The 20183-nt window shown below is 69.9% G+C and carries 13 protein-coding genes; 5 read left to right on the top strand and 8 right to left on the bottom strand.

Going from position 1 to position 20183, the window contains the following annotated elements:
* Positions 1–60: 60 nt before the first annotated feature.
* Entirely contained in the window at positions 61–4740 is a 4680-nt protein-coding gene (locus tag EJL01_RS07475) for an ATP-dependent helicase (RefSeq protein ID WP_125106941.1), read from the top strand.
* A complete protein-coding gene (locus EJL01_RS07470; RefSeq protein WP_125106940.1) occupies positions 4724–5521 on the top strand; it encodes a DNA-formamidopyrimidine glycosylase family protein in 798 nt (265 codons plus the stop codon). The genes EJL01_RS07475 and EJL01_RS07470 overlap by 17 nt, the downstream gene beginning before the upstream one ends.
* Here EJL01_RS07470 and EJL01_RS07465 read toward each other — a convergent pair.
* Complete coding sequence (locus EJL01_RS07465; RefSeq protein WP_125106939.1) at positions 5509–6948, bottom strand: phosphomannomutase/phosphoglucomutase; 1440 nt, start codon at positions 6946–6948, stop codon at positions 5509–5511. The two genes, EJL01_RS07470 and EJL01_RS07465, sit on opposite strands and share 13 nt — an antisense overlap.
* A gap of 139 nt (positions 6949–7087) precedes the next feature.
* Between EJL01_RS07465 and EJL01_RS07460 the strand changes: the two genes are divergently transcribed.
* On the top strand, positions 7088–7774 hold the full coding sequence (locus EJL01_RS07460) for an NAD(P)H-binding protein (RefSeq protein WP_125106938.1): 687 nt from the start codon (positions 7088–7090) through the stop codon (positions 7772–7774).
* A gap of 93 nt (positions 7775–7867) precedes the next feature.
* Here the strand turns inward: EJL01_RS07460 and EJL01_RS07455 are convergent, their stop codons facing one another.
* Complete coding sequence (locus EJL01_RS07455) at positions 7868–8080, bottom strand: DUF3499 family protein (RefSeq protein ID WP_125106937.1); 213 nt, start codon at positions 8078–8080, stop codon at positions 7868–7870.
* A 171-nt stretch (positions 8081–8251) separates the two neighbouring features.
* Here EJL01_RS07455 and EJL01_RS07450 point away from each other — a divergent pair, with 171 nt between their 5' ends.
* Positions 8252–8587: a hypothetical protein gene (locus tag EJL01_RS07450; RefSeq protein ID WP_164509751.1), complete on the top strand. Its 336-nt coding sequence runs from the start codon at positions 8252–8254 to the stop codon at positions 8585–8587.
* Here EJL01_RS07450 and EJL01_RS07445 read toward each other — a convergent pair.
* The 4 genes from EJL01_RS07445 to manA all read right to left on the bottom strand — a co-directional run bounded on the left by EJL01_RS07445 (position 8584) and on the right by manA (position 15215).
* Complete coding sequence (locus EJL01_RS07445) at positions 8584–10308, bottom strand: DUF5719 family protein (protein ID WP_125106935.1); 1725 nt, start codon at positions 10306–10308, stop codon at positions 8584–8586. The two genes, EJL01_RS07450 and EJL01_RS07445, sit on opposite strands and share 4 nt — an antisense overlap.
* On the bottom strand, positions 10301–13294 hold the full coding sequence (locus EJL01_RS07440; protein WP_125106934.1) for a glycosyltransferase family 2 protein: 2994 nt from the start codon (positions 13292–13294) through the stop codon (positions 10301–10303). Before EJL01_RS07440 ends, EJL01_RS07445 begins: the two co-directional genes overlap by 8 nt.
* Positions 13295–13432: 138 nt before the next feature.
* Positions 13433–13744: a WhiB family transcriptional regulator gene (locus tag EJL01_RS07435; protein WP_125106933.1), complete on the bottom strand. Its 312-nt coding sequence runs from the start codon at positions 13742–13744 to the stop codon at positions 13433–13435.
* Positions 13745–13943: 199 nt separating this feature from the next.
* Positions 13944–15215, bottom strand: a complete 1272-nt coding sequence (manA, locus tag EJL01_RS07430) for a mannose-6-phosphate isomerase, class I (protein ID WP_431834724.1) — start codon at positions 15213–15215, stop codon at positions 13944–13946.
* A gap of 74 nt (positions 15216–15289) precedes the next feature.
* Between manA and EJL01_RS07425 the strand changes: the two genes are divergently transcribed.
* On the top strand, positions 15290–16777 hold the full coding sequence (locus tag EJL01_RS07425) for an O-antigen ligase family protein (RefSeq protein ID WP_125106931.1): 1488 nt from the start codon (positions 15290–15292) through the stop codon (positions 16775–16777).
* A gap of 451 nt (positions 16778–17228) precedes the next feature.
* Here EJL01_RS07425 and EJL01_RS07420 read toward each other — a convergent pair whose 3' ends face one another.
* Positions 17229–19493 carry a hypothetical protein gene (locus EJL01_RS07420; protein ID WP_125106930.1) on the bottom strand — a complete coding sequence of 755 codons (2265 nt, stop codon included), beginning with the start codon at positions 19491–19493 and terminating at the stop codon, positions 17229–17231.
* Positions 19493–20023, bottom strand: a complete 531-nt coding sequence (locus tag EJL01_RS07415) for a hypothetical protein (RefSeq protein ID WP_125106929.1) — start codon at positions 20021–20023, stop codon at positions 19493–19495. Before EJL01_RS07415 ends, EJL01_RS07420 begins: the two co-directional genes overlap by 1 nt.
* Between the last annotated feature and the right edge of the window lie 160 nt (positions 20024–20183).

Raw genomic sequence — 20183 nt, 5'->3', positions numbered from 1 at the left:
TGTGCCGCATTCCGCCACGAGTGCGGGGAGCTTGTCGGTGGGTGGTGGTTTGATCAAACGGTGAGCAGTTCGGATGCCCTGACCGGGTTCAGCGAGTCGACCACCATGTGGTTTCGTGGCGCGTTCGACGCGCCGACGCGCGCCCAGCGCGAGGCGTGGGGCGCCATCCGACACGGCCACCACACGCTCGTCGTCGCCCCGACCGGCTCGGGAAAGACGCTCGCAGCGTTCCTCTGGGCGATCGATCAACTCATCCAGGAGCGTGCGAGCGACGCGGGTCGGGGCACGCGCATCCTCTATATTTCGCCACTCAAGGCGCTCGGCGTCGACGTCGAGCGCAACCTCGCCGCGCCGCTCGTCGGCATCCGCCAAACTGCCACGCGCCTCGGTCACGAGGTGCCCGAGATCACGGTCGGCGTGCGCTCGGGCGACACCACGCCTTCCGAGCGCCGCGCGCAGGTGTCGAAGCCGCCCGACATCCTCATTACGACACCCGAGTCGCTCTACCTGATGCTCACCTCAAGCGCGCGCAAGGCACTTCGGGGCGTGCGCACCGTCATCATCGATGAGGTGCACGCCGTTGCGGCGAGCAAGCGCGGTTCGCACCTCGCCCTCTCGCTCGAACGCCTGGATGCGCTGCTCGAGTCGCCGGCGCAGCGCATCGGCCTCTCGGCCACGGTGCGGCCGCTTGAGGCGGTCGCGCGTTTCCTCGGCGGGCAGGCGCCAGTCGAGATCGTCGCACCCGCGAGCGAAAAGGCATTCGACCTGCGAGTCGTCGTGCCCGTCGCCGATCTCAGCGACATTCCCGTCGCGGAGCCGCAAGACGAGCTAGTTTTCGGCGACGCGACCCAGGGCATCCGCGACCCCGATCCGCGACGTACCGGCACGGTTTGGCCGCACATCGAGTCGGCGATCGTTGACCGCGTACTCGAGCATCGCTCAACGATCGTGTTCGTGAACTCACGCGGGCTTGCCGAGCGGCTCACGGCCCGCCTCAACGAAGAGTACGAGCGGCGGCTCGCCACGGCCGAACCGCCAGGCACCGAACCCGCGCCCGCAACCCGCACGCTCGGGGCCCAGCTCATGGGCGGCTCGGGGGCGTTCGACGGCGCGAGCGCCGACCTCGCCCGGGCACACCACGGTTCGGTGTCGAAAGAGCAGCGTGCGCAGGTTGAAGATGCCCTGAAATCGGGCGTCCTGCGCTGCGTCGTCGCCACCTCGAGCCTCGAGCTCGGCATCGACATGGGCGACGTCGACCTTGTCATCCAGGTCGAATCGCCGCCGAGCGTCGCGAGTGGGCTGCAGCGCGTCGGCCGGGCAGGCCACCAGGTCGGCGAGGTGTCGCGGGCTCGGCTGTACCCAAAGCACCGGGCGGATGTGCTCCACACCGCCGTCGCGACCTCGCGCATGCTCGACGGCAACATCGAGCGCATGACCACCATCGACCAGCCGCTCGATGTGCTCGCGCAGCACACTGTGTCGGCGGCCGCGCTCGACCGCTGGAAAGTGCAGGAGTGGCTCGCGCTCGTGCGGCGCAGCGCTCCGTTCGCGCAGCTCAGCTCGGCGCTGCTCGAGTCGGTGCTCGACCTGCTCGCCGGCAAGTACCCGTCCGACGAGTTCGCGACCCTGCGGCCCCGCCTCGTGTGGGACCGTGACGCCGACTGGTTCGAGGGTCGCCCGGGCGCACAACGCCTCGCCGTCGTTTCTGGCGGCACGATTCCCGACCGCGGCATGTTCGGGGTGTTCATGCTCGACGGCACTGATGGCGGCGGCAAGCGCGTCGGCGAGCTCGACGAAGAGATGGTCTACGAATCGCGCGTGGGCGACGTCATCGCGCTCGGCGCGACGTCGTGGCGCATCCGCGAAATTGGCCCCGACCGCGTGCTCGTCGTGCCGGCCTTCGGCGAGCCCGGACGGCTGCCGTTCTGGAAGGGCGACGGCATCGGCCGCCCCGCCGAGCTTGGCGCCGCGATCGGTGCCATCGTGCGCGAGATCGCCGCGAACGATGCTCGCCTGCCCGACGGCCTCGCCCGGGTGTGCGACGACTTCGCGCAGGCGAACATCACGGCGTACGTGCGCGAGCAACTCGAGGTGACCGGCCAGGTGCCGACCGACCGCCAGCTCATCATCGAGCGTGTGCGCGACGAGCTCGGCGACTGGCGCATCATCCTCCACTCCCCCTACGGCCGCCCCGTGCACGCCCCGTGGGCGCTCATGGTGACCGCTCGCGTGCGCGAGCGGTTCGGCATGGAGGCAAGCGCGATGGCCCTCGACGACGGCATCATCGTGCGCATCCCCGACGTCGACGACGAACCGCCCGGGGCCGAGCTGTTCGCCTTCGAGCGTGACGAGGTCGAGACGACCATCACCCGCGAGGTCGGGGCGTCGGCGCTGTTCGCGGCGCGCTTCCGCGAGAACGCGGCCCGCGCGCTCCTGCTGCCCCGGCTGCATCCCGGCAAGCGGGCGCCCCTATGGCAGCAGCGGCTGCGCGCGGCCCAGCTGCTCGAGGTCGCCCGCAAGTACCCCGAGTTCCCGATGATTCTCGAGACCGTGCGCGAGGTGCTCCACGACGTCTACGACCTCGACTCGCTCACTGAGCTGTTCGCGAAGCTTGCGACACGTGAGGTGCGGCTCGCCGAGGTGACGACCGAGTCGCCCTCTCCCTTCGCACAGTCGCTGCTGTTCGGCTACGTCGGCGAGTTCATGTACGAGGGCGACCAGCCGCTCGCCGAGCGCCGTGCGGCCGCTCTGCAGCTCGACACGAACCTGCTCGCCGACCTCCTCGGCGCGAGCTCGCTGCGCGAACTGCTCGACCTCGATGCGATCCACGACGTCGAGGCGCAGCTGCAGTGGCTCGAACCGTCGCGCCGGGCGCGCGATGCCGAAGGCCTCGCCGACCTGCTGCGCGTGGTTGGCCCGCTCACCCTCGACGAGCTGTGCCGCCGCGTGCGCCACCCCGACGCCGACCCGCACGACGAGGCGACCGAACTGGCCGATGCTCCGCCCGAGTTCGTCAAGTCGCTCGCCGATCAGCTCGTGGTCGCGAAGCGCGCGCTCTGGTTGCGCGTGCAGGGCGCCGAACGCCTCACCGGTGTCGAGGATGCCGCGCGCCTGCGCGACGCGCTCGGTGTGCCGCTGCCCATCGGCGTGCCGACGGCGATGCTCGAGCCCGTCGCCGACCCGCTCGGCGATCTCGTGCGCCGTTACGCGCGCACCCACGCCCCCTTCCGCGCCGAGCAACTCACGGCCGAGTTCGGTCTCGGCCAGGCGGTGGTCGCTGACGTGCTGCGGCGTCTCGAGATCGCCGGCACCGTGCAGCGAGGAGAATTCACGCCCGGTGTCGAAGGCGTCGAGTGGGTCGACGCGGGTGTGCTGCGGCGCATCCGCTCGCGCACCCTCGCGAAGCTGCGCAGCGAGATCGAGCCTGTTACCCAGCAGTCGCTCGCGGCGTTCCTACCCGAGTGGCAGCACGTCGGCGACGAGCTGCACGGCATCGACGGCGTCGTCACCGTGATCGACCAGCTGCAGGGTGTGCCGATCCCCGCATCCGCCTGGGAGTCGCTCGTGCTGCCCGCCCGCGTGCGCGACTACTCGCCCGCCATGCTCGACGAGTTGCTCGGCGGCGGCGAGGTGCTCTGGCTCGGCCACGGCGCGATCGGCGGTGCCGACGGCTGGGTGAGCCTGCACCTGCGCGACACGGCTGCGTTCACGCTGCCCGAGACACCCGCCGAGCGCGAGGCTCCGGGCCCGCTCGCGGCCCGCTGCGCCGAAGTGCTCGAGCAAGGCGGCGCGATGTTCGCGACCGAGCTCATCCGTCGACTCGAACAGCTCGAGCCCGACGCCGCGCCGCCGCGCATCGATGCCGTCATCGACGCACTCTGGGAGCTCACGTGGCTCGGCATCGCCGCGAACGACGCGCTCACGCCCCTGCGAGCGCTGCTCTCGGGCAATGCGGGCAGCAAGTCGACCTCAGCGCATCGCACGGCGGCAAGACCGGCACGCGGCCGGCTCTGGCGCGGCCACGCCGCCGCGACCGCCGGCCCGGGCACGCCGCCGCAGGGCACGGGGCGCTGGTCGATCGCACCGACGAGCGACGAGGGCACGACGACGCGGGCGCAGGCCCTCGGCGACCTCCTGCTCGACCGCTACGGCGTCGTCACGCGCGGCTCAGTCGAGGCGAGCGGCGTCGTCGGCGGCTTCGCCCTCGTCTACCGCGTGCTCGCCCGCTTCGAAGAGTCGGGCCACGCCCGACGCGGCTACTTCGTCGAGCAGCTCGGCGCCTCGCAGTTCGCGGCCGCGGGCGCCATCGACCGGCTCCGCGCCGTGCAGCAGCGCCTCGAGACCGACCGCGAACCGCACCTGCTCACGCTCGCGGCGACCGACCCCGCGAACGCCTACGGCGCGGCGGTCGCGTGGCCTGAGCACGCATCAACCCACCGCCCCGGCCGCAAGGCTGGCGGGCTCGTGACCCTCGCCGACGGCGCGCTCGTGCTCTACGTCGAGCGCGGCGGCAAGACCATGCTCACGTTCAGCGACGACGACACGGTGCTGCGGCAGGCGGCCTACAGCCTCAGCGACACGGTGCGGCGGGCGCGCATCCCGGGCCTCGTCATCGAACGCGTTAACGGCGCGTCAGTGTTCGAGCACGGCATTTCAACGTGGCTCCAGGAGGCCGGCTTTGTCACGACGCCGCGCGGACTGCGGCTGAAACCAGAGTCGGGTTATGCCGGAAGGCGATAGCGCCTACCGCGCCGCCCACCACCTCGCGCAGTCGCTCGCGGGGCGCGAGGTGACGGAGTTCTCGCTGCGCGTGCCGGCGCACGCGACGGCAGATCTGCGGGGCGAGCGCATCCGCGGGGCCGACGCGCGCGGCAAGCACGTGCTGCTGCGTGTCGGCGAGTACACGGTGCACTCGCACTTCGGCATGGACGGCAGCTGGCGGCTCGTGCGCCCAGGCGAGTCCGGTCGCACCTCGTGGCCGGCACGGCATCGGCTCCGCGCGGTGATCGGTACGGATGCCGTGGTCGCGCTCGGCATCGACCTCGCGAAGCTCACGCTCTGGCGCACGCGCGACGAAGCCGACAAGCTCGGCTGGCTCGGCCCCGACCTGCTCGCCGAGGCGCCCGACCTCGCGGAGGCGGCCCGGCGCATCCGCGCCGAGCCAGCGCGGCCGCTTACGGCCGCGCTGCTCGACCAGGGCAACGTCGCGGGCCTCGGCAACGAGTATGTCACCGAACTGCTGTTTCTGCGGGCGATCCGCCCCGACCGGCACGTGGGCGACACCGCAGACCTCGACGCTCTGCTCGCGCACGCCCGCGACCTCATGCTCGAGAACCGCGACCGCGTCGAGCGCACCTTCACCGGCGACCCACGACCCGGCCAGCGCAGCTACGTGTTTGGCCGGGCGGGTCGAGCGTGCCGCCGCTGCGGCACCATCATTCTCGAAGGCACGCACGCCTCGGGGCAGCGCGACGGCGGCACGCGGAGAGCGGCTTGGTGCCCGAGGTGTCAGGCCTTCTGACGAATGTGCCCGAGGAACTCGTCGCGCACATGCGCCATGAGTTCGGGCGTCGAGGCCTCGACGTTGAGCCGCAGCAGGGGCTCGGTGTTCGAGGCGCGCACGTTCGCCCACCACCACTCACCGCTGCCGCGATCACTGATGGTGAGACCGTCGAGCTCGTCGAGCTCGATGCCTTCGAACTCGGTGCGGAGTCGCTCGAGCACGGCGGCCGCATCGGCGACCGTCGAGTTGATCTCGCCCGACGCGAAGTACGGCGTGTGCTCGGCCGCGAGAGCGGAGACCGGGCGGCCGGATGCGCCCACTTCGGCGAGCACGTGCAGCGCGGCGAGCATGCCGTTGTCGGCACCCCAGAAATCGCGGAAGTAGTAGTGCGCCGAGTGCTCGCCGCCGAAGATCGCGCCGGTGCGCGCCATTTCGGCCTTGATGAGCGAGTGGCCGACGCGGGTGCGCACGGGCTCGCCGCCGAGCTCGCGCACGATCTCCTCGACGTGGCGCGATGTGAGCAGGTTGTGAATGATCGTCGGCTGCGCCTCCCCCGCGGCGTTCGCGCGCGCGATCTCGCGCGCGGCGACGATCGCGCACACCGCCGACGGCGACACGGGCTCGCCTTGCTCGTCGACGACGAAGCACCGATCGGCGTCGCCGTCGAAGGCGAGACCAAGGTCGGCACCCTCGGCAATGACGCGCGCTTGCAGGTCGACGAGGTTCTTGGGGTCGAGGGGATTCGCCTCGTGGTTCGGGAAGTTGCCGTCGAGCTCGAAGTACATCGGCACAATCTCGGGGGGCAGCGCGGGTAGGCCGGCGGCCTCCTGCAGCACTGCGGGAACGGTGTAGCCGCCCATGCCGTTGCCCGCGTCGATGACGAGTTTGAGCGGGCGGATGCCCGAGAGGTCGACGAGCGAGCGCAGGTGCCGCGCGTAGTCAGCCAGAACATCCACGCGCTGCGGTTCGTGCGTGTGCTCGACCTCGGGGATGCCCGCGTCGAGGTAGGCGGCCGCGCGGTCGCGGACCGCGCCGAGCCCGGAATCGAGTGAGATGCCCTTTGCGCCCGCGGCCGAGATCTTGATGCCGTTGTAGGCGGCCGGGTTGTGTGAGGCCGTGAACATCGCCGCGGCGGCGTTCCGCTGGCCCGAGGCGAAGTAGTCCATGTCGGTCGAGCACAGGCCGAGGTGGATGACGCGGGCGCCGCGGGCGGTCGCGCCGCGGGCAAAGGCCTCCGCGAACTCCGGGCTGGATTCGCGCATGTCGTGCCCGATGACGAGCTCGAGGTCTGCGAGCCCGAGCTCATCGACAGTGGCGGCGCCGAGCGCGGTGACGAGCGGTGCGGTGAGGGTGTCACCGACGAGACCGCGGATGTCGTAGTTCTTGACGACCTGGGTCAGGTCACCGCGAAGCTCAGGTTCGATAGCCGAAATCGCAGTATGCATAGGCGCAAATGTAGTCGCTCGGCGGCGAGAGCTCGCCCAGCCTCGCCCGTACGTGCCCCGGAATACTGCTCGGGAGGGATGCGTTACATACGCCTGCAGGGCGCAATCTTGCGCCATTTCGACGCATGAGGAGGACCTTTTGACTTCCAACAACCGCATCGTCATTCTCGGTGGACACGGCAAGGTCGCGCTGCTCGCGGCGCCCAAGCTCGCCGCGGCGGGCTTCGCCGTCGACGCCGTGATCCGTAATCCCGAGCACGCGGCCGACGTCGAGGCCGCGGGCGCGACCCCGCGCATCCTCGACATCGAGACCGCCTCGGTCGACGAACTCGCCGCGCTGTTCGCTGGCGCGCAGGCCGTCGTATTCTCGGCGGGCGCCGGCGGCGGCAGCCCCGAGCGCACCCATCGGGTCGATTTCGTCGCCGCAACCCGGTCGATTGATGCAGCCAAGCAGGCCGGCGTTGACCGCTACGTGATGGTGTCGTACGCCCGTGCCGACGTCGACATCGACGCGATTCCCGAGAGCAACAGCTTTTACGCGTACGCCAAGGCAAAGCACGACGCCGACGCGTACCTGCGCGCATCCGAACTCAACTACACGATTCTCGGCCCGGGCCTGCTCACGCTTGAGCCCGCGACCGGCAAGGTGCTCATCGCCGACGCCGACGGCGAGGGAGTCGACGCCCCGCTCGACGACGACGCGAAGGTGACCTCGCGCGACAACGTCGCGGCCGTCATCGCGCACGTCGTGGCGACCGGCGCCGCCTCGCGCACGAAGGTGAACTTCTACGACGGCGAGACCCCAATCGCCGACGCGATCCGCTAGGGCTCATCCCCCGACAGAGTGTCCCCGGAATCCCACTTTCCACGCGAAAACTGGGATGTCGGGGACCCTTTGCGTCGCGGGGCGCGAGGACGGCTAGTCGATGCGACCGATCGGCACGGGCTTGATAAGGGTCCACCCCTCGGGCACCGATGTGCGGCCCGCGTGCAGCGGGCAGAGGTCGTAGGCGTGCGGCTCGGCCCGGAACGCGAGCGGCCCGATCGCGGCCATCTGATCGCGGTAGTCGAAGGTGAGCGTGTATGCGGCACGCCGCGAACACCCAACTCGGCTACAGGGACGGGATCGCATACCGCCATGCTAGTCCGCCGCTCACCTCGCCGGGGTAGGCTGGCGGCTATGCCTAGGTCTTCGAAGCGTCGGCTCTCTGATGCACGCCGCAGCCGGGGATCCCGTAGCCGCCACGGTCGCAGCCTGCGCTCCAGCGCGGCCGGACCGTGGCTGCCGCAGCTGACGGGTCGCTTGCCGCGTTTTCACCTCATCGTCGCCGAGACGCTCGGCTTCTTGCGCTCAATGGCGCCCGAGCAACTCGCCGAGGTGAAGGTCTTCACGGCCCCGATGCCGCCGGATGATCAGCACCGCGACGGCATGGACCGCTGGCAGATCCGCCCGCCGAACGACGTGATTCTCTACCGAGTGCCGCTCGAGCGCCTGGCCAAGCTCTCGCTTTCAGACCCGCGCGATCAGATCCGCTATCGCGAGTACATCGAGCGCGCCGTGATCTCGGCCGTCAACGAACTGCTCGACGGCGGGCTCGGCGGCATCATTAACGATGACCTACTCGACCCCCCGCGCTAGCGCGTGACCTGAATCGGCTCGGCGTCGGCGTTGCCCGGCTGCACCGGGAAGCTCGCGATGCGCCCGCCCGCGGCGTAGCTCACGGCGGCGTAGAGGCCGTCGGCGTCCACCAGCTCGATCTCACCGGCGGCATCCACTCGGTGCGTCGCGTTCGGCTCGAGCGTGACCTCGTCGCCATCGATCGTGACGGTGCGCGCCTCATCCGTGAAGTTCGTCAGTGAAAGCGTCGCGCTCGGCCCGCTCGGCACGGCGACCATGACGTCATCGCTCAGCGTCGGCGACGAGGGCAGCCAGCCAAACTCGTCGGCCTCCATCGGCGCGACCCGGCCCGAGATCGTGACGGGCTGATCGGCGTCGACCCGCACCGAGTAGTTACCGCTCGCAAGCGACGTGATCGGGTAGTCGATGACCACATTCGGCTGCAGCTCGAGGTCGATCTGCGCGGTCTGCGACCCGTCTTCACCGTAGAGCTCGAGGCTCGCGCTCGTGACCGAGTCGTTCGGGTTCGCGAGGCGCACCGACGTGCCGACGGTGGTCGACGCGGTCTCGTCGTCCTCCGCCCGCTCGTACACGTAGAGGCCCGGCAGCACCTGCTCGGTCGACGGCAGTGCCGAGGGCCCGACAATGTCGCTGCCCACGGGGTCGAGGGTGCTCGTGATGGTTTCGTGGAGGAAGCTCGCGACCTCGGCGCCGGTCGACGTGACCTGAATGGCGAGGGATGCGGCGTCGGGAGCAATGCCCGCGAGCGAAATCTCCTGCCGCTCGCCGGGCGCAATGACGGTCTCTGGAATCGAGGGCGACACCGGGCCGGACTCGTCGTACGTGTTGAAGTTGACGCGGGCCTCGACGTTGCCGGGGTTCACGACGTCGATGACGAGTGTGTGCCCCACCGTCGTGTCGCCGGCGAGCAGCCACTGCGACGACGTCGGCTGCATGCACGCTGTCGCCGAGAAGCCGCTCGCGTTGCCGCCCGTGGCAATCACTGTCTGCGCCGCGGTGAGCTGGGTGATCTCGCCGTCGGCCATGCCGGGCAGCGCCAGCACGCTCGGTCCCGAGCCCTGGCCCGTGCCACCGAGCTCGGTCGTTTCGGGGTCGCCGCCGGTGGCCGCGCTCGCTACGGTGGGCGAGCCCACCGCGGTGATCTCGGACGCATCCGACGAGACGCCGAGCTGCTGCAGCGGGCCGGGGCACACGCGCAGCTGCTCGCCAGGCTCGGGCGTCACTGATACCGGCACGGCCTCGGCCTGGAACTGCGGCAGGGGCATCCAGCCGAGGGCCCAGACGCTCGCTGCGACGATCGCGAGTGCCGCAACGGTGCCACCGGTGCGGGCGGCCGTTGAGGCGGCGCCGCGTCGGCGGTGCTCCTGCGCGCGCGAGCGGCCGGATGCACGCGTGCGGCCGCGGCGTGGGCGCGGCTTGGGCAGGCTGCTGGGTTTGGGGGCGGTGGATTCGGCCTCAGCCTCGTCTTCCGCGAGCTCCTCAGCCTCGGGCTCGTGCTCCGGCTCGTGCTCCGGCTCGGGCTCGTCATCAAGCACCGCAACGCCGCTACCGGGCTTGACCTCAGGCGCGGGGGCTGCGCCACCCAAGTACGCGGGCACACCCGTCAGTTCATCGAGGCGCAGGGACTCGTCCTCGTCGGGCAGGGCCGGGGCCGCGACGAGCTCCGGGTCGATGCCGAAGTCGCGGTAGGAGTCAGCGGGGCGGGGCGAGCGGTCAGCCACGGATGTCTCCCTCGGGGTCGATGTGGTCGCCGGTGGGCTGGTCGGCGTAGACGTGCACTGTCTCTTGCGACACGGCACCGAACTCGGTGAACTTCTCGCGCCCGCGGTCGAGGTCTTCCCAATGCCTGCGACCGAGCGCTCGGCTCGCACGCACGCGCGACTCGAGACCGCCGGTGGGCAGTGCGAGCAGGATCACGAACAGCAGCACCGCGAGCTGCACGATGAGCATGCTGCGACCGAGTTGGTGTTGCCAGTTCGTCGTCTCGAGTGCGCCGGCGAGGTCGGGGTCAGTGGGCGTCTCGGCGGCGTTGACCACCTGGAAGAGCGTGCCGTATTCGGCGGTCTGGCCGGCCGACGAGAGCGCCTCGTTGGTCGACATCGCGGTCACGAGGCGCTGCTCGATGGCGCCGCCGCCCGAGGGCGCGTTCTCAACGAGCACGAAGCCGATGCCGAGCTCGTGCAGTTGGGCGGTGGGGTTGGATGCCCCAGCAGAGAGGAACCCGACGGCGATGTTCGCGAGCTGCTCGTCGGCCGGCGTTGGAATCAGGTTCGTCGTCTCGAGCGTCGAGAACTGGTTGAGCTTTTGCCCGGCGCCGCGAATGAGCTCGACCCGCAGGGTGTCGCTGCTCGCCGGGGTGATCACGAGGGTACCGAGCTGTTCGGCGGCGCGGCCCTGCGCATCCACGAGGGCGGGCAGCGTGCGGCCGTCGGAGGACGCGACCGGTGACGTGCCGGTGAGCTGGCTCGGCGCGACGGGCACGATCAGGGCGACAACTGCGAGTAGCGCGACCGCGGTAACCGGTACCCGGAAGCCGCGAATCGCGACAGCGCCCGCGCAAGCAGCGACGAGCAGCCCGAGGAAGCCGAACGACTGCGCCGGGCCGATCCACAGTGGCACCGCGACGCCACCAGTAGTGGCGAACGCGAAGCCGCCCGCAAGGCCGGCCGTCATGTAGCCGAGCGCGGCGGTGCCGAGGCCCACGAGCGCGACTCGCCAGCTGCGGGTGAAGACGCCGATGAGCGCGAGAAGCGCGAGCGGCACTTGCAGCAGGGCGAGCACAATCCAGGGGTCCCAGGTGATACCGAGCGACTGGAGCAGCTGCGCCCAGCCGTGCGCCGACTGCTCGGCGAACAGGGTCGCGGCGTGCCAACCGCGCGCGGGCTCCGCGACAACGGGCATGCCGGGGTCGGCAAACATCGAGAACGGCCGGCCGCGGTTGAGCTGCGTGATCAGCAGCGGGAGGAACATGACGACCGTCGGCACCGGCGTGAGCGCGAGCCGCACCCAGCCGCGGCCCGCGATGAACACCGAGAGCAGCCAGGTGACGGTGAGTGCCGGAATCAAGCTGGGCGAGCTCGCAGCGACGACGAGCGCGAGCAGCGAGCACACCGCGGCGGCCGCCCACGACCGCGCCCCGGCGATGCAGGTGAAGAACAGCCAGGGCAGCGCGAGGTGCACGAGCACACCCGTGACGCGCCCCTCGGCGAGCGCGACGTGCAGCGGCGGCGCGGCCATCCAGACCAGGCCGAAGAACGCGCGAATCCAGGGGCTGCGCGTGAACCGGGCGGCGAGGAACCAGCCGCCGACCGCCGCGACGGGCAGCGCGAGCAGCCAGAGCAGCACGATGATGAAGCTCGGGTTCCAGAACGTCAACGAGCCGAACACCGCGAGCACAAGGTTGAAGGGGTCGGCTACGCCGATGCCGCCGCCCGTGTCACGCAGGCCGTAGCCGGTCGTGCCCCAGAGCTCGCCGATGCTGCCCGACAGCGGCAACAGCGCGCCGCCCGCCAGCGAGCCCGCTCCGATGAGCGGGAAGAACAACGCGACGGCAGCGATGAGCGCGATGATGAGCACCCAGCCACCGCCGCCGGTGATGAAGTTGAAGCGATCGCGGCCATGTTGCGAGGCCGCGAGGTACTCGTCGCGCCGGTTCGCGCGCATCTTGCGCCACTCGGTGGGCGAGATGAGCAGCCGATCGACGGTGTTGAACGGCTGCTGCGTGGTGCGGTGGAACTGCCGCCGCGACGAAGGCACACCGGTCTGTAGGAAGAACACGGTGAGCGCGGCGCGCAGGTCGGGCAGGATGCGCCCGGGGTTTTTGCGCAGCAGGTGCAGCAGGGTGCGCAAGAACGCGCCCGGCAGCAGCATGAGCCAGTTGAAGAAGAACTCGACGCGGCCAGGCCAGACGAGCTGCCGGTGCAGCTGCGCGGTGCGGCGGATGCGGTAGCGCTGCAGGCCGCGCGTGCGCTGGCCGTAGCGCGCCGTTCCCGCGGCCTCTTCGGCGAGCGATTCGACGCGGGCGCGCGGGCTGAGCAGCACGCGGCCGCCCGAGAGCCACGTACGGACCGAGAAGTCGAGGCCATCGTCGACGGCGTCAAGGCCGCGGTCGAAGCCGTCGAGGCGGTCCCAGGTGTCGCGGCGCACGAGCATGCCGCCGGCGCCGACGCCGAGCACATCACTGAGGTGTTCGAACTGCCCTTGGTCGAGCGAGTCCTGGTGCAGGCGCACCGAGACGCCGGTGTGCGTCACCGACTCGCCGTACTCGACAATGACGGCGGGGTCGTCGGTGCGCACGACCTTCGGGCCGGTCACCTCGAGCGAAGGGTTGCGTTCGCTCGTGTCGAGGAGCTCCTCGAGCGCATCCGGGTCGGGCGCGTTGTCGGCCGCGAGCAGCCAGATCCAGTCGTTCGGGGTCTCGCCTTCGGTGCCAAACTCTTCGATGCGGGCGGCGTCGCCCTCGTCGATCTCGGCGAGCTGCGCGACCGCGGCGCGCACGGCCTCGCCGAAGGAGGTGCGCTCGGGCAGGGTGACAAGGACGTCGGGCGACGCTGCCCGCAGGACTTCCTCGGTGGCATCTCGCGACTCAAGGCTGACGAAGATACGTCGCTCGGGCGCTCGCGTCTGTGCCTCGAGCGCGGGCAGGGTTCGAGCGAGCGCCTCGGCGGCGTTTTGCGCCACGACGATGGCCGTTACTCTTGGTCGCATTTGTCGAATGCTAGGTCGCAGGGCCCCGGCCGCGGGGATTCATCTCGGCAAGCCAAAATTTCGCTCCCCCCTCCCGGCCGGCGTGACGGAAGCATCCGGCCGGGCGTGGGTGGTGCCGGACTGCTTCCGCGGGCCTTGCTAGGCCTGCTTGCGCAGCTTCCGGCGTTCGCGCTCCGAGAGCCCACCCCAGATACCGAAGCGCTCGTCGCGCTCGAGGGCGTACTCGAGGCACAGTGCGCGCACTTCGCAGGACTGGCAGATCATCTTCGCGTCGCGAGTCGAGCCACCCTTCTCGGGGAAGAACGCCTCCGGGTCGGTCTGCGCACACAGCGCGTCCGCCTGCCAGGCAAGCGGATTGTCGTCGCCGATCTGGTTGCCGGTGCCGGGTACCCCCAGCTCGAGCGGATCGACGTACCAGTTCTCAGGAACTGGACGGATCATCTTTGCCATATCACGTCTCCCACGCTTTTCCTCGAGCGACTTGCCCGAGCCACCGCACTAATTACATCGTTGTCATTCGGTGCGCGTCAAGTGGGAGAGCCGGAAACTCTAATGCAACACTTGAGACATTCGCGCAACGACGGCGACGGCGTGTCGCGCGCCCTCCCAACGATCTCCCGGCATTTACCCGGCGAAGATCAATACCTGATCAGGCGGGCATCTCCTGAGAATCCCCCGCATGCGGGTTCATCGTGGCGACGAGCAGGTTGCCACGGCCGCGCACGTGCACCGAGCCCTCGTCGGGCGTGATGAACACCGCGTCGCCGCGGCCGAGGGTCTTCGCGGTGCCCGAGGCCCCGCCCTCGAGCTGCACGGTGCCGGCGACGCACACGGCGATGCCGGGGCCGACACACTCGAGGCGGTCGTCGAGGTGCTCGGCGGCGGCGCGTTGCAGCATGAAGTCGGGTTCCTGCGGCACGAAGGCCGCCACGTTGCCGTGCACGACCGGCGCGAGCAGCGGCGCATCCTCGGGCGCGACCGTGAGGATGCGCATGAGCTCGTCGACGTCGATGTGCTTGACGGTGAGCCCGCCGCGCAGCACGTTGTCGCTCGAGGCCATGACCTCGATGCCGAGGCCCTCGAGGTAGGCGTGGAGCACGCCGGCGCGCACGTAGAGCGCCTCGCCGCGGTGCAGCACGACGTGGTTCATGAGCAGCGCGATGAGCGCGCTGGCATCGCCCGGGAAGGCCTCGCGGATGCGGCGGAGATTGTGCCGCTCGACGGCGAATGCCTCGCCCTCGGCCGCGACCCAGGCATCGAGCGCCGCCGACGCGGGCGTCGCCGCCGCGTCGGTGAGGATCCAGGTGAGCAGCTCGCGCATGGCCGCCTCGTCGTCCGCCGCGCCGACGAGCCGCACGAACGGCGCAAAGTCGACCTCGGCCGGGGTGCCGACCACCGCCGACTCGACGTCAGCGACGAGCTCGCGCACCGCATCCACAGCACGGAAGCCCGCGAGCGCCGACATCGTCTCGCTGAGCGCGACGAGCAGTTCGGGCTTGTGCAGGCGGTCGCGGTAGTTGCGCTCGGGCGCATCGACCGCGACTCCGGCCGCATCCTCGGCGTCGTAGCCGGCGCTCGCCTCGGCAAGCGTCGGGTGCACCTGCAGCGAGAGCGGCTGCGCCGCCGCGAGCACCTTGAGCAGGAACGGCAGCTGTGGTTCGCCCGGATGCACCCGGGCGGCCCGGGCACCGAGCGCCGCGTCGGGCGCGTCGGCGATCCAGTCGCGCAGCGTGGCCGCACCGTCGGCAAGCTCGGGGTCGGGAATCCTCGACGGCGAGGCGGGATGCGCGCCGAACCAGAGCTCCGCCTGCAGCGGTGAATTGAGCTCGGGTTCGTCGAGCACACCGCCCGTTCCGAGCAGGTCGCTGATGGCTCCACGGGAGCCCCAGGCGTAGCGCATTGGCGTGTTTTTCAGCGGCACAAACATCACCTGTGAGGGTAACCCTTCTCGGTGAGCAACGGGCCAGTGTGGGCCTGCGTGCGAGAATTGGGCGCATGACTGCGTCCCCGAACTCTGCCGGCGCTCCCGGTACGGGGGCGAAACTGCTTGACCGGCTGCGGTTGCCCGACGGCCAGCCATACTCGAAGGCGATGCTGCTCACGTTCGCGGCGCTCGTCGTCGCGTTCAGCGGCGACACCTTCCGCTACACGATCGGCTGGACCGGCTACGGCGCCATCGTCGGCCTGCTCGTGGCCCTCTCGATTGTGCTGCTCGTGCGCCGCAAGCCGCAGCTGCGGCTGCGGCACCTGCCGCTCATGCTCCTTTTATTTACGGCGTGGTGCCTCCTCTCGGTGATCTGGTCGGGCTACCGCATCGAGACACTCGCCGGCTCGGCGGTGCAGCTCGCGACGGCGTTTGTCGCGCTCGTCACCGCCGTTTCACTCACGCGCATGCAGTTCCTGCGCACCCTCGGCACCGCGATGCGCTGGCTCGTGTTCGGTTCGCTCGCCTTCGAGCTCTTCGCCGCGATCGCGATGCCCGCGGGCGTGCTGCCGCCGACCTACCTCCGCCCAGGCGTGCTCCAGTCACTGCTCAGCACCGACCGCATCCCCGACCCGCTGCCGGGTGGGTTTTACTGGACCCACTCCGAACTCTTCGACGGCGGCCCGCTGCAGGGCCTCATGGGCAATCGGAATCTGCTCGCGATCGTCGCCCTCATCGCCCTCATCGTCACCATCGTCGAGTTGCTCGACCGCATGGTGTCGCGCTGGTACGCGCTCGTCGCGAGCGCCGCATCCGTCGCCGCGATCTTGCTCACCGACTCGGCCACGGCCTACGTCGCCGGCGCGTTCGTGCTGCTCGGCGCAGCGCTCGTGCTCATCAGCCGGCGCATCCATCGTCAGTTGCGCTGGGTGCTCTACAGCGTCGTCGGCGCCTGCCTCGTCGCGGGCGGCATCCTCGTCGTCGTGTTCAATAACGAGGTCTTCGCGCTCATGAACCGCAGCTCCGACATGTCGGGCCGCGGCTCGATCTGGCGCGCCGTGATCGCGCTCGGCTCGGAGTCGCCGATGCTCGGCCACGGCTGGATCAGCTACTGGGCGCCGTGGCTTCCGGAGTTCCACAGCCTCGCAGTCGTCGAGGGCATGCCGTATCACCAGGCGCACAACGCATTCCTCGACGTTTGGATGCAGGTGGGCGTCATCGGCCTGCTGCTATTCATCGGCCTCGTGTTCAGCACGCTCATTCGCACCTGGTGGATCTCGATCGACGTGCCCGATGCCCCGCGCATCCCGCCGGTGCGCCCCGGCGGCCGCGCGCACGTGTCGGCGGCGACGGCGGCGCCGTTCCTGATCATGGTCGCGCTCGTCGTGCAGGCGATGACCGAGTCGCGCCTGCTCGTCGAGGGCGCCTGGCTGCTGCTGTGTTACTTCGCGATCTACGCGAAGCTGCGCATCCAGGACCCGGCCATGCTCCCCCGCCGCACCGTCAGCACGAAGACGGGCCCGGTGCGCGTCGTGCTCGACACCAAGGTCGGCGGCTAGCGCTCGCGGCGCCCCTTGCTCGTGGGCGCACGAGGGCACCCGGCGCCACGAGCAAAGTGCGCGTCACGCGCCCCGTCCGTAGCATGGGTGTCGAGAATCCGCCCTTTGAATCGTTGAAATGGCGCGCGCAAGGGCGGGTTCCCGACACCCATACCAGTGGCGGGCTGGATGCGCGCCATGGGTGTTGCGTTTGCCACGCTTTTCCGCGCAAAACGGCCCGCGGAGCGTGGCAAACGCAACACCCATGAAACGACGGCGGCGGGCGCCACGCGGCGGAAGCCGCTGCAGCCACTGCCATGAAAGGAACCCATCAGCGGATACGCGGAGGGACCAGGAGAACGGGAACAAGAAGGGCGCACGCAAACAGAAACGCGGAAGAGCCCACGCAAGCGGAAACGAGGAGAGCCCGGCGCGTGTGCACCGGGCTCTCCTCGTTGGGCTACGCCTGCGGCTAGACCTCCATGCGGTCGCGGCGTGCGACGAGCAGGAGCCCGAGACCGGCGGCGACACCGAGGGCAACGATCGCGATGATCGGAGTGACATTCGCCGGGCCGGTCACGGCCAGGCCGCTCGCGTCCGCTTGCGTCTCGTCAGCCGACTGGTCCGACCGCGGGATCACCGACAGCGGCGCCGTGGTCGAGTTGTCGTCAGTCGAGGCGGATGCGCTCGGGCTCAGCGTCGCGCTCGGGGTCGCGGCGGTGCCAGCGTCGGTCGCCGTGCCACCGGCGGTGCCGGCGTCGGTCGCCTCGCCGCCCGCGGCGGCGTCACCCGTCGTGACCGTCAGGTCGTGCCAGCCGATGACGTTGCCGTCGGCGTCGTAGATCGCGAGGTCGTGCTCGCCCTCGACGATCGTGTCGGGCAGCTGCACCGTGACCGTGCCGTCCCCATTGACCGTGAGGTCGCCGAGGTCCTGCGGCTCCGAGAACACGACCACCTTGACGGACTCGCCCTTGTGCTCCTTGCCCACGTTCACGGTGATCTGGTCGCCCGGGGCGAAGGATGCGCCGGGGAGCTCGATCGCGCCCTTGGTGTCCGCCGTCAGGTCGTCCTTCGACGGCGCGAAGGTCGAGGTCTCGCCTTCCGTCGCGGTCGGCGCCGGCGTCTCAGTGGGCTTCGGCGTCGCGGATGCGCTCGGGCTCGTCGTCGCGGTCGGCTCCTCCGACTTCACCGGCGGGATGACGGTGAGCGGCGGCTGGGTCGGCTTCGGGGTTGCCGTCGCGGTCGGCTTCGGCGTCTCCGTCGGCTTCGGTGTTGTCGTTGCAGTGGGCTTGGGCGTCTCCGTAGGCTTCGGCGTCGCCGTTGCACTGGGCTTCGCCGTTGCACTGGGCTTCGCCGTTGCACTGGGCTGCGGCGCCGCGGTGGGCTTCGGGGTCGCCGTCGCGGTCGGCTTCGGCGTTGCCGTGGCCGTCGGCTTCGGGGTCTGCGAAGGAACCACCGTCAGGGGCGGCTTCGGCGTCGCCGTGGCACTCGGCTTGGGCGTCGCACTCGGCTTCGGGGTCGCCGTCGCCGTCGGCTTCGGCGTCGCCGCCGCGGGCTCCTTCACCGTCACGGTCTTCGTCGCGAAGGCGATGTTCTTACCGCCGCCGGCATTCATCGCGTAAACGGTGATCTTGTGTTCGCCCGCCGAGAGCGGCTCCGTCGTGTAGCTAAACCCGACGTTGTCGATGCTCAGTGTCGAGTACGCGTTGTTCACGTCGGGGCGAGCCTTGTCGGCCGCGATCGACGCGTACGGCTTGCCGTCGACGTGGATGTGCACGCGAATCGACGCCTTCGGGGTGTCCGCATCGAACGCCCAGCCGCGCACGAAGACGGTCATGTCCGAGTTCACCTTGATCTCGTCAAGGTTGCCCTGCGGGTTGTTCGAGGCGGGCTTCGGCGTCGCGCTCGGCTCGGTGGCCGGCTTGTCGTTCGACACCGACGCGGTCGGCGAACCGAACCAGTCGGTCCACAGGCGCCAGAAGTTGCGGTTGCCGTACGCCGAGCAACCGTCACCACTGCCGTAGAGGTTGTTCAGCGCCGCCTTGTTGGGCTGGTACGGCGTGTAGATGTACAGCGCCGCGGTGGCCTGGTTCTGGATGTAGACCGGGCCGTAGCCGCACGAGGCGTTCGGGTTGTAATAGATGTTGTTCGTCCGGCCCGCGATGTAGTTCCACGAGTTCGGCGACTGGGCGTAGCGCTGGTACTGCGCCGCCGAGTTGTAGACCTGATTAAAGAACCCACCGTATTCGGGGGCACACCAGCCGGGGCGCGACGGGTCGTCCGGGCAGTAGTAGCCCATGGCGCGGTCATAGCGCCAGCTCGCCGGGTTCGAGATCGTGACGAGCGACGTCTCCTTCTCCAGCAGCACGAGCAGCGTCTTCTGCGAGATGTTGCAGGCCTTCGCGACGTTGTAGATGATCTCCGCCGCGCTCTGGTTCGCCGTGCCCTGGTACGCGTCGCAGCGAGCGTTACCGCTCATCGACGGCGTCGTAACGCGGTAGTCCTTGAGGCAGTTCGTGCTGCAGTTCGCGCCCTTCTGCGTGAGGAACGACTGCACCTGCGCGGCCGTCATCGCGTCATCGTTGTAGAACTGTGCGTCCGACACGATGTAGCCGGGGTTGAAGTCCGCGGCGTTCGCCGCTTCGGCCTGCTGCGCACTGCCGACGCCGAGTTCGAGACCCGTCACCGCGAGCGCGGCGGCCGCCACGGCCGAAAGGATCTTGGTGATGCGCTTCACTAGCCAACCTCCGCGGCCAGCGGCTCAGACTCGCCCCACACGCCGTCACCCGCGAACGACAGCGTGACCTGCCAGTCCGACCCGGTGACCCCAGAGATCGTGATGGGCGCGCAGATCGTGCTCTGCGCATCCGGCGTTGCCGCCGCGTCGGCGGTGAGCTCGGTGCCGTCGGCAGCGACCGCGGTCACGGTGCACGTGCCGTCGCCGATGTACTCGGCGATCGTGCCCCGCACCTCGATGGTGCCGGCTGCGGTGTCGAGGAAGGCGCTGTTGATCATGACCGGCACCTCGGTGCCCTCGCGGGTCTCAGCCGGCTCGGTCGCATCGGTCGTCGACCTCGGCTCCGCGGTCTCGGCCGGCGTGGTCGCCAGGGCCGTCTCGCTCGGCTCCGGTGCCGCGGTCTCCGCGGCCACGTTACCGGCCGTCGTGCCCGTCGAACATCCCACTAGGAGCAGGCCCGCGGCGACCAGCGCTACGGAACCGGTGACCAGCGGAGCGTGGCGTCGGGGATGCAGCTTCCCATTCAACATTTTGCCCTCCTCGGCGTGTCGTCACGTAAGTTAACGAATTTCACAGTATTCACACCGGTCACGATTGTCACGTGAAACTGGGAGATAAGGCAAAGATTTCACCCGATAGTCGGCGTGTCGCACGCCGTTCAAAAGTTTCGGGGGTAAAAGAACGCGGGTC

It is taken from the genome of Gulosibacter massiliensis (assembly GCF_900626105.1).
GTDB classification, from domain to species: Bacteria; Actinomycetota; Actinomycetes; order Actinomycetales; family Microbacteriaceae; genus Gulosibacter; species Gulosibacter sediminis.
This window is presented reverse-complemented; position numbering and strand designations above follow the sequence as displayed.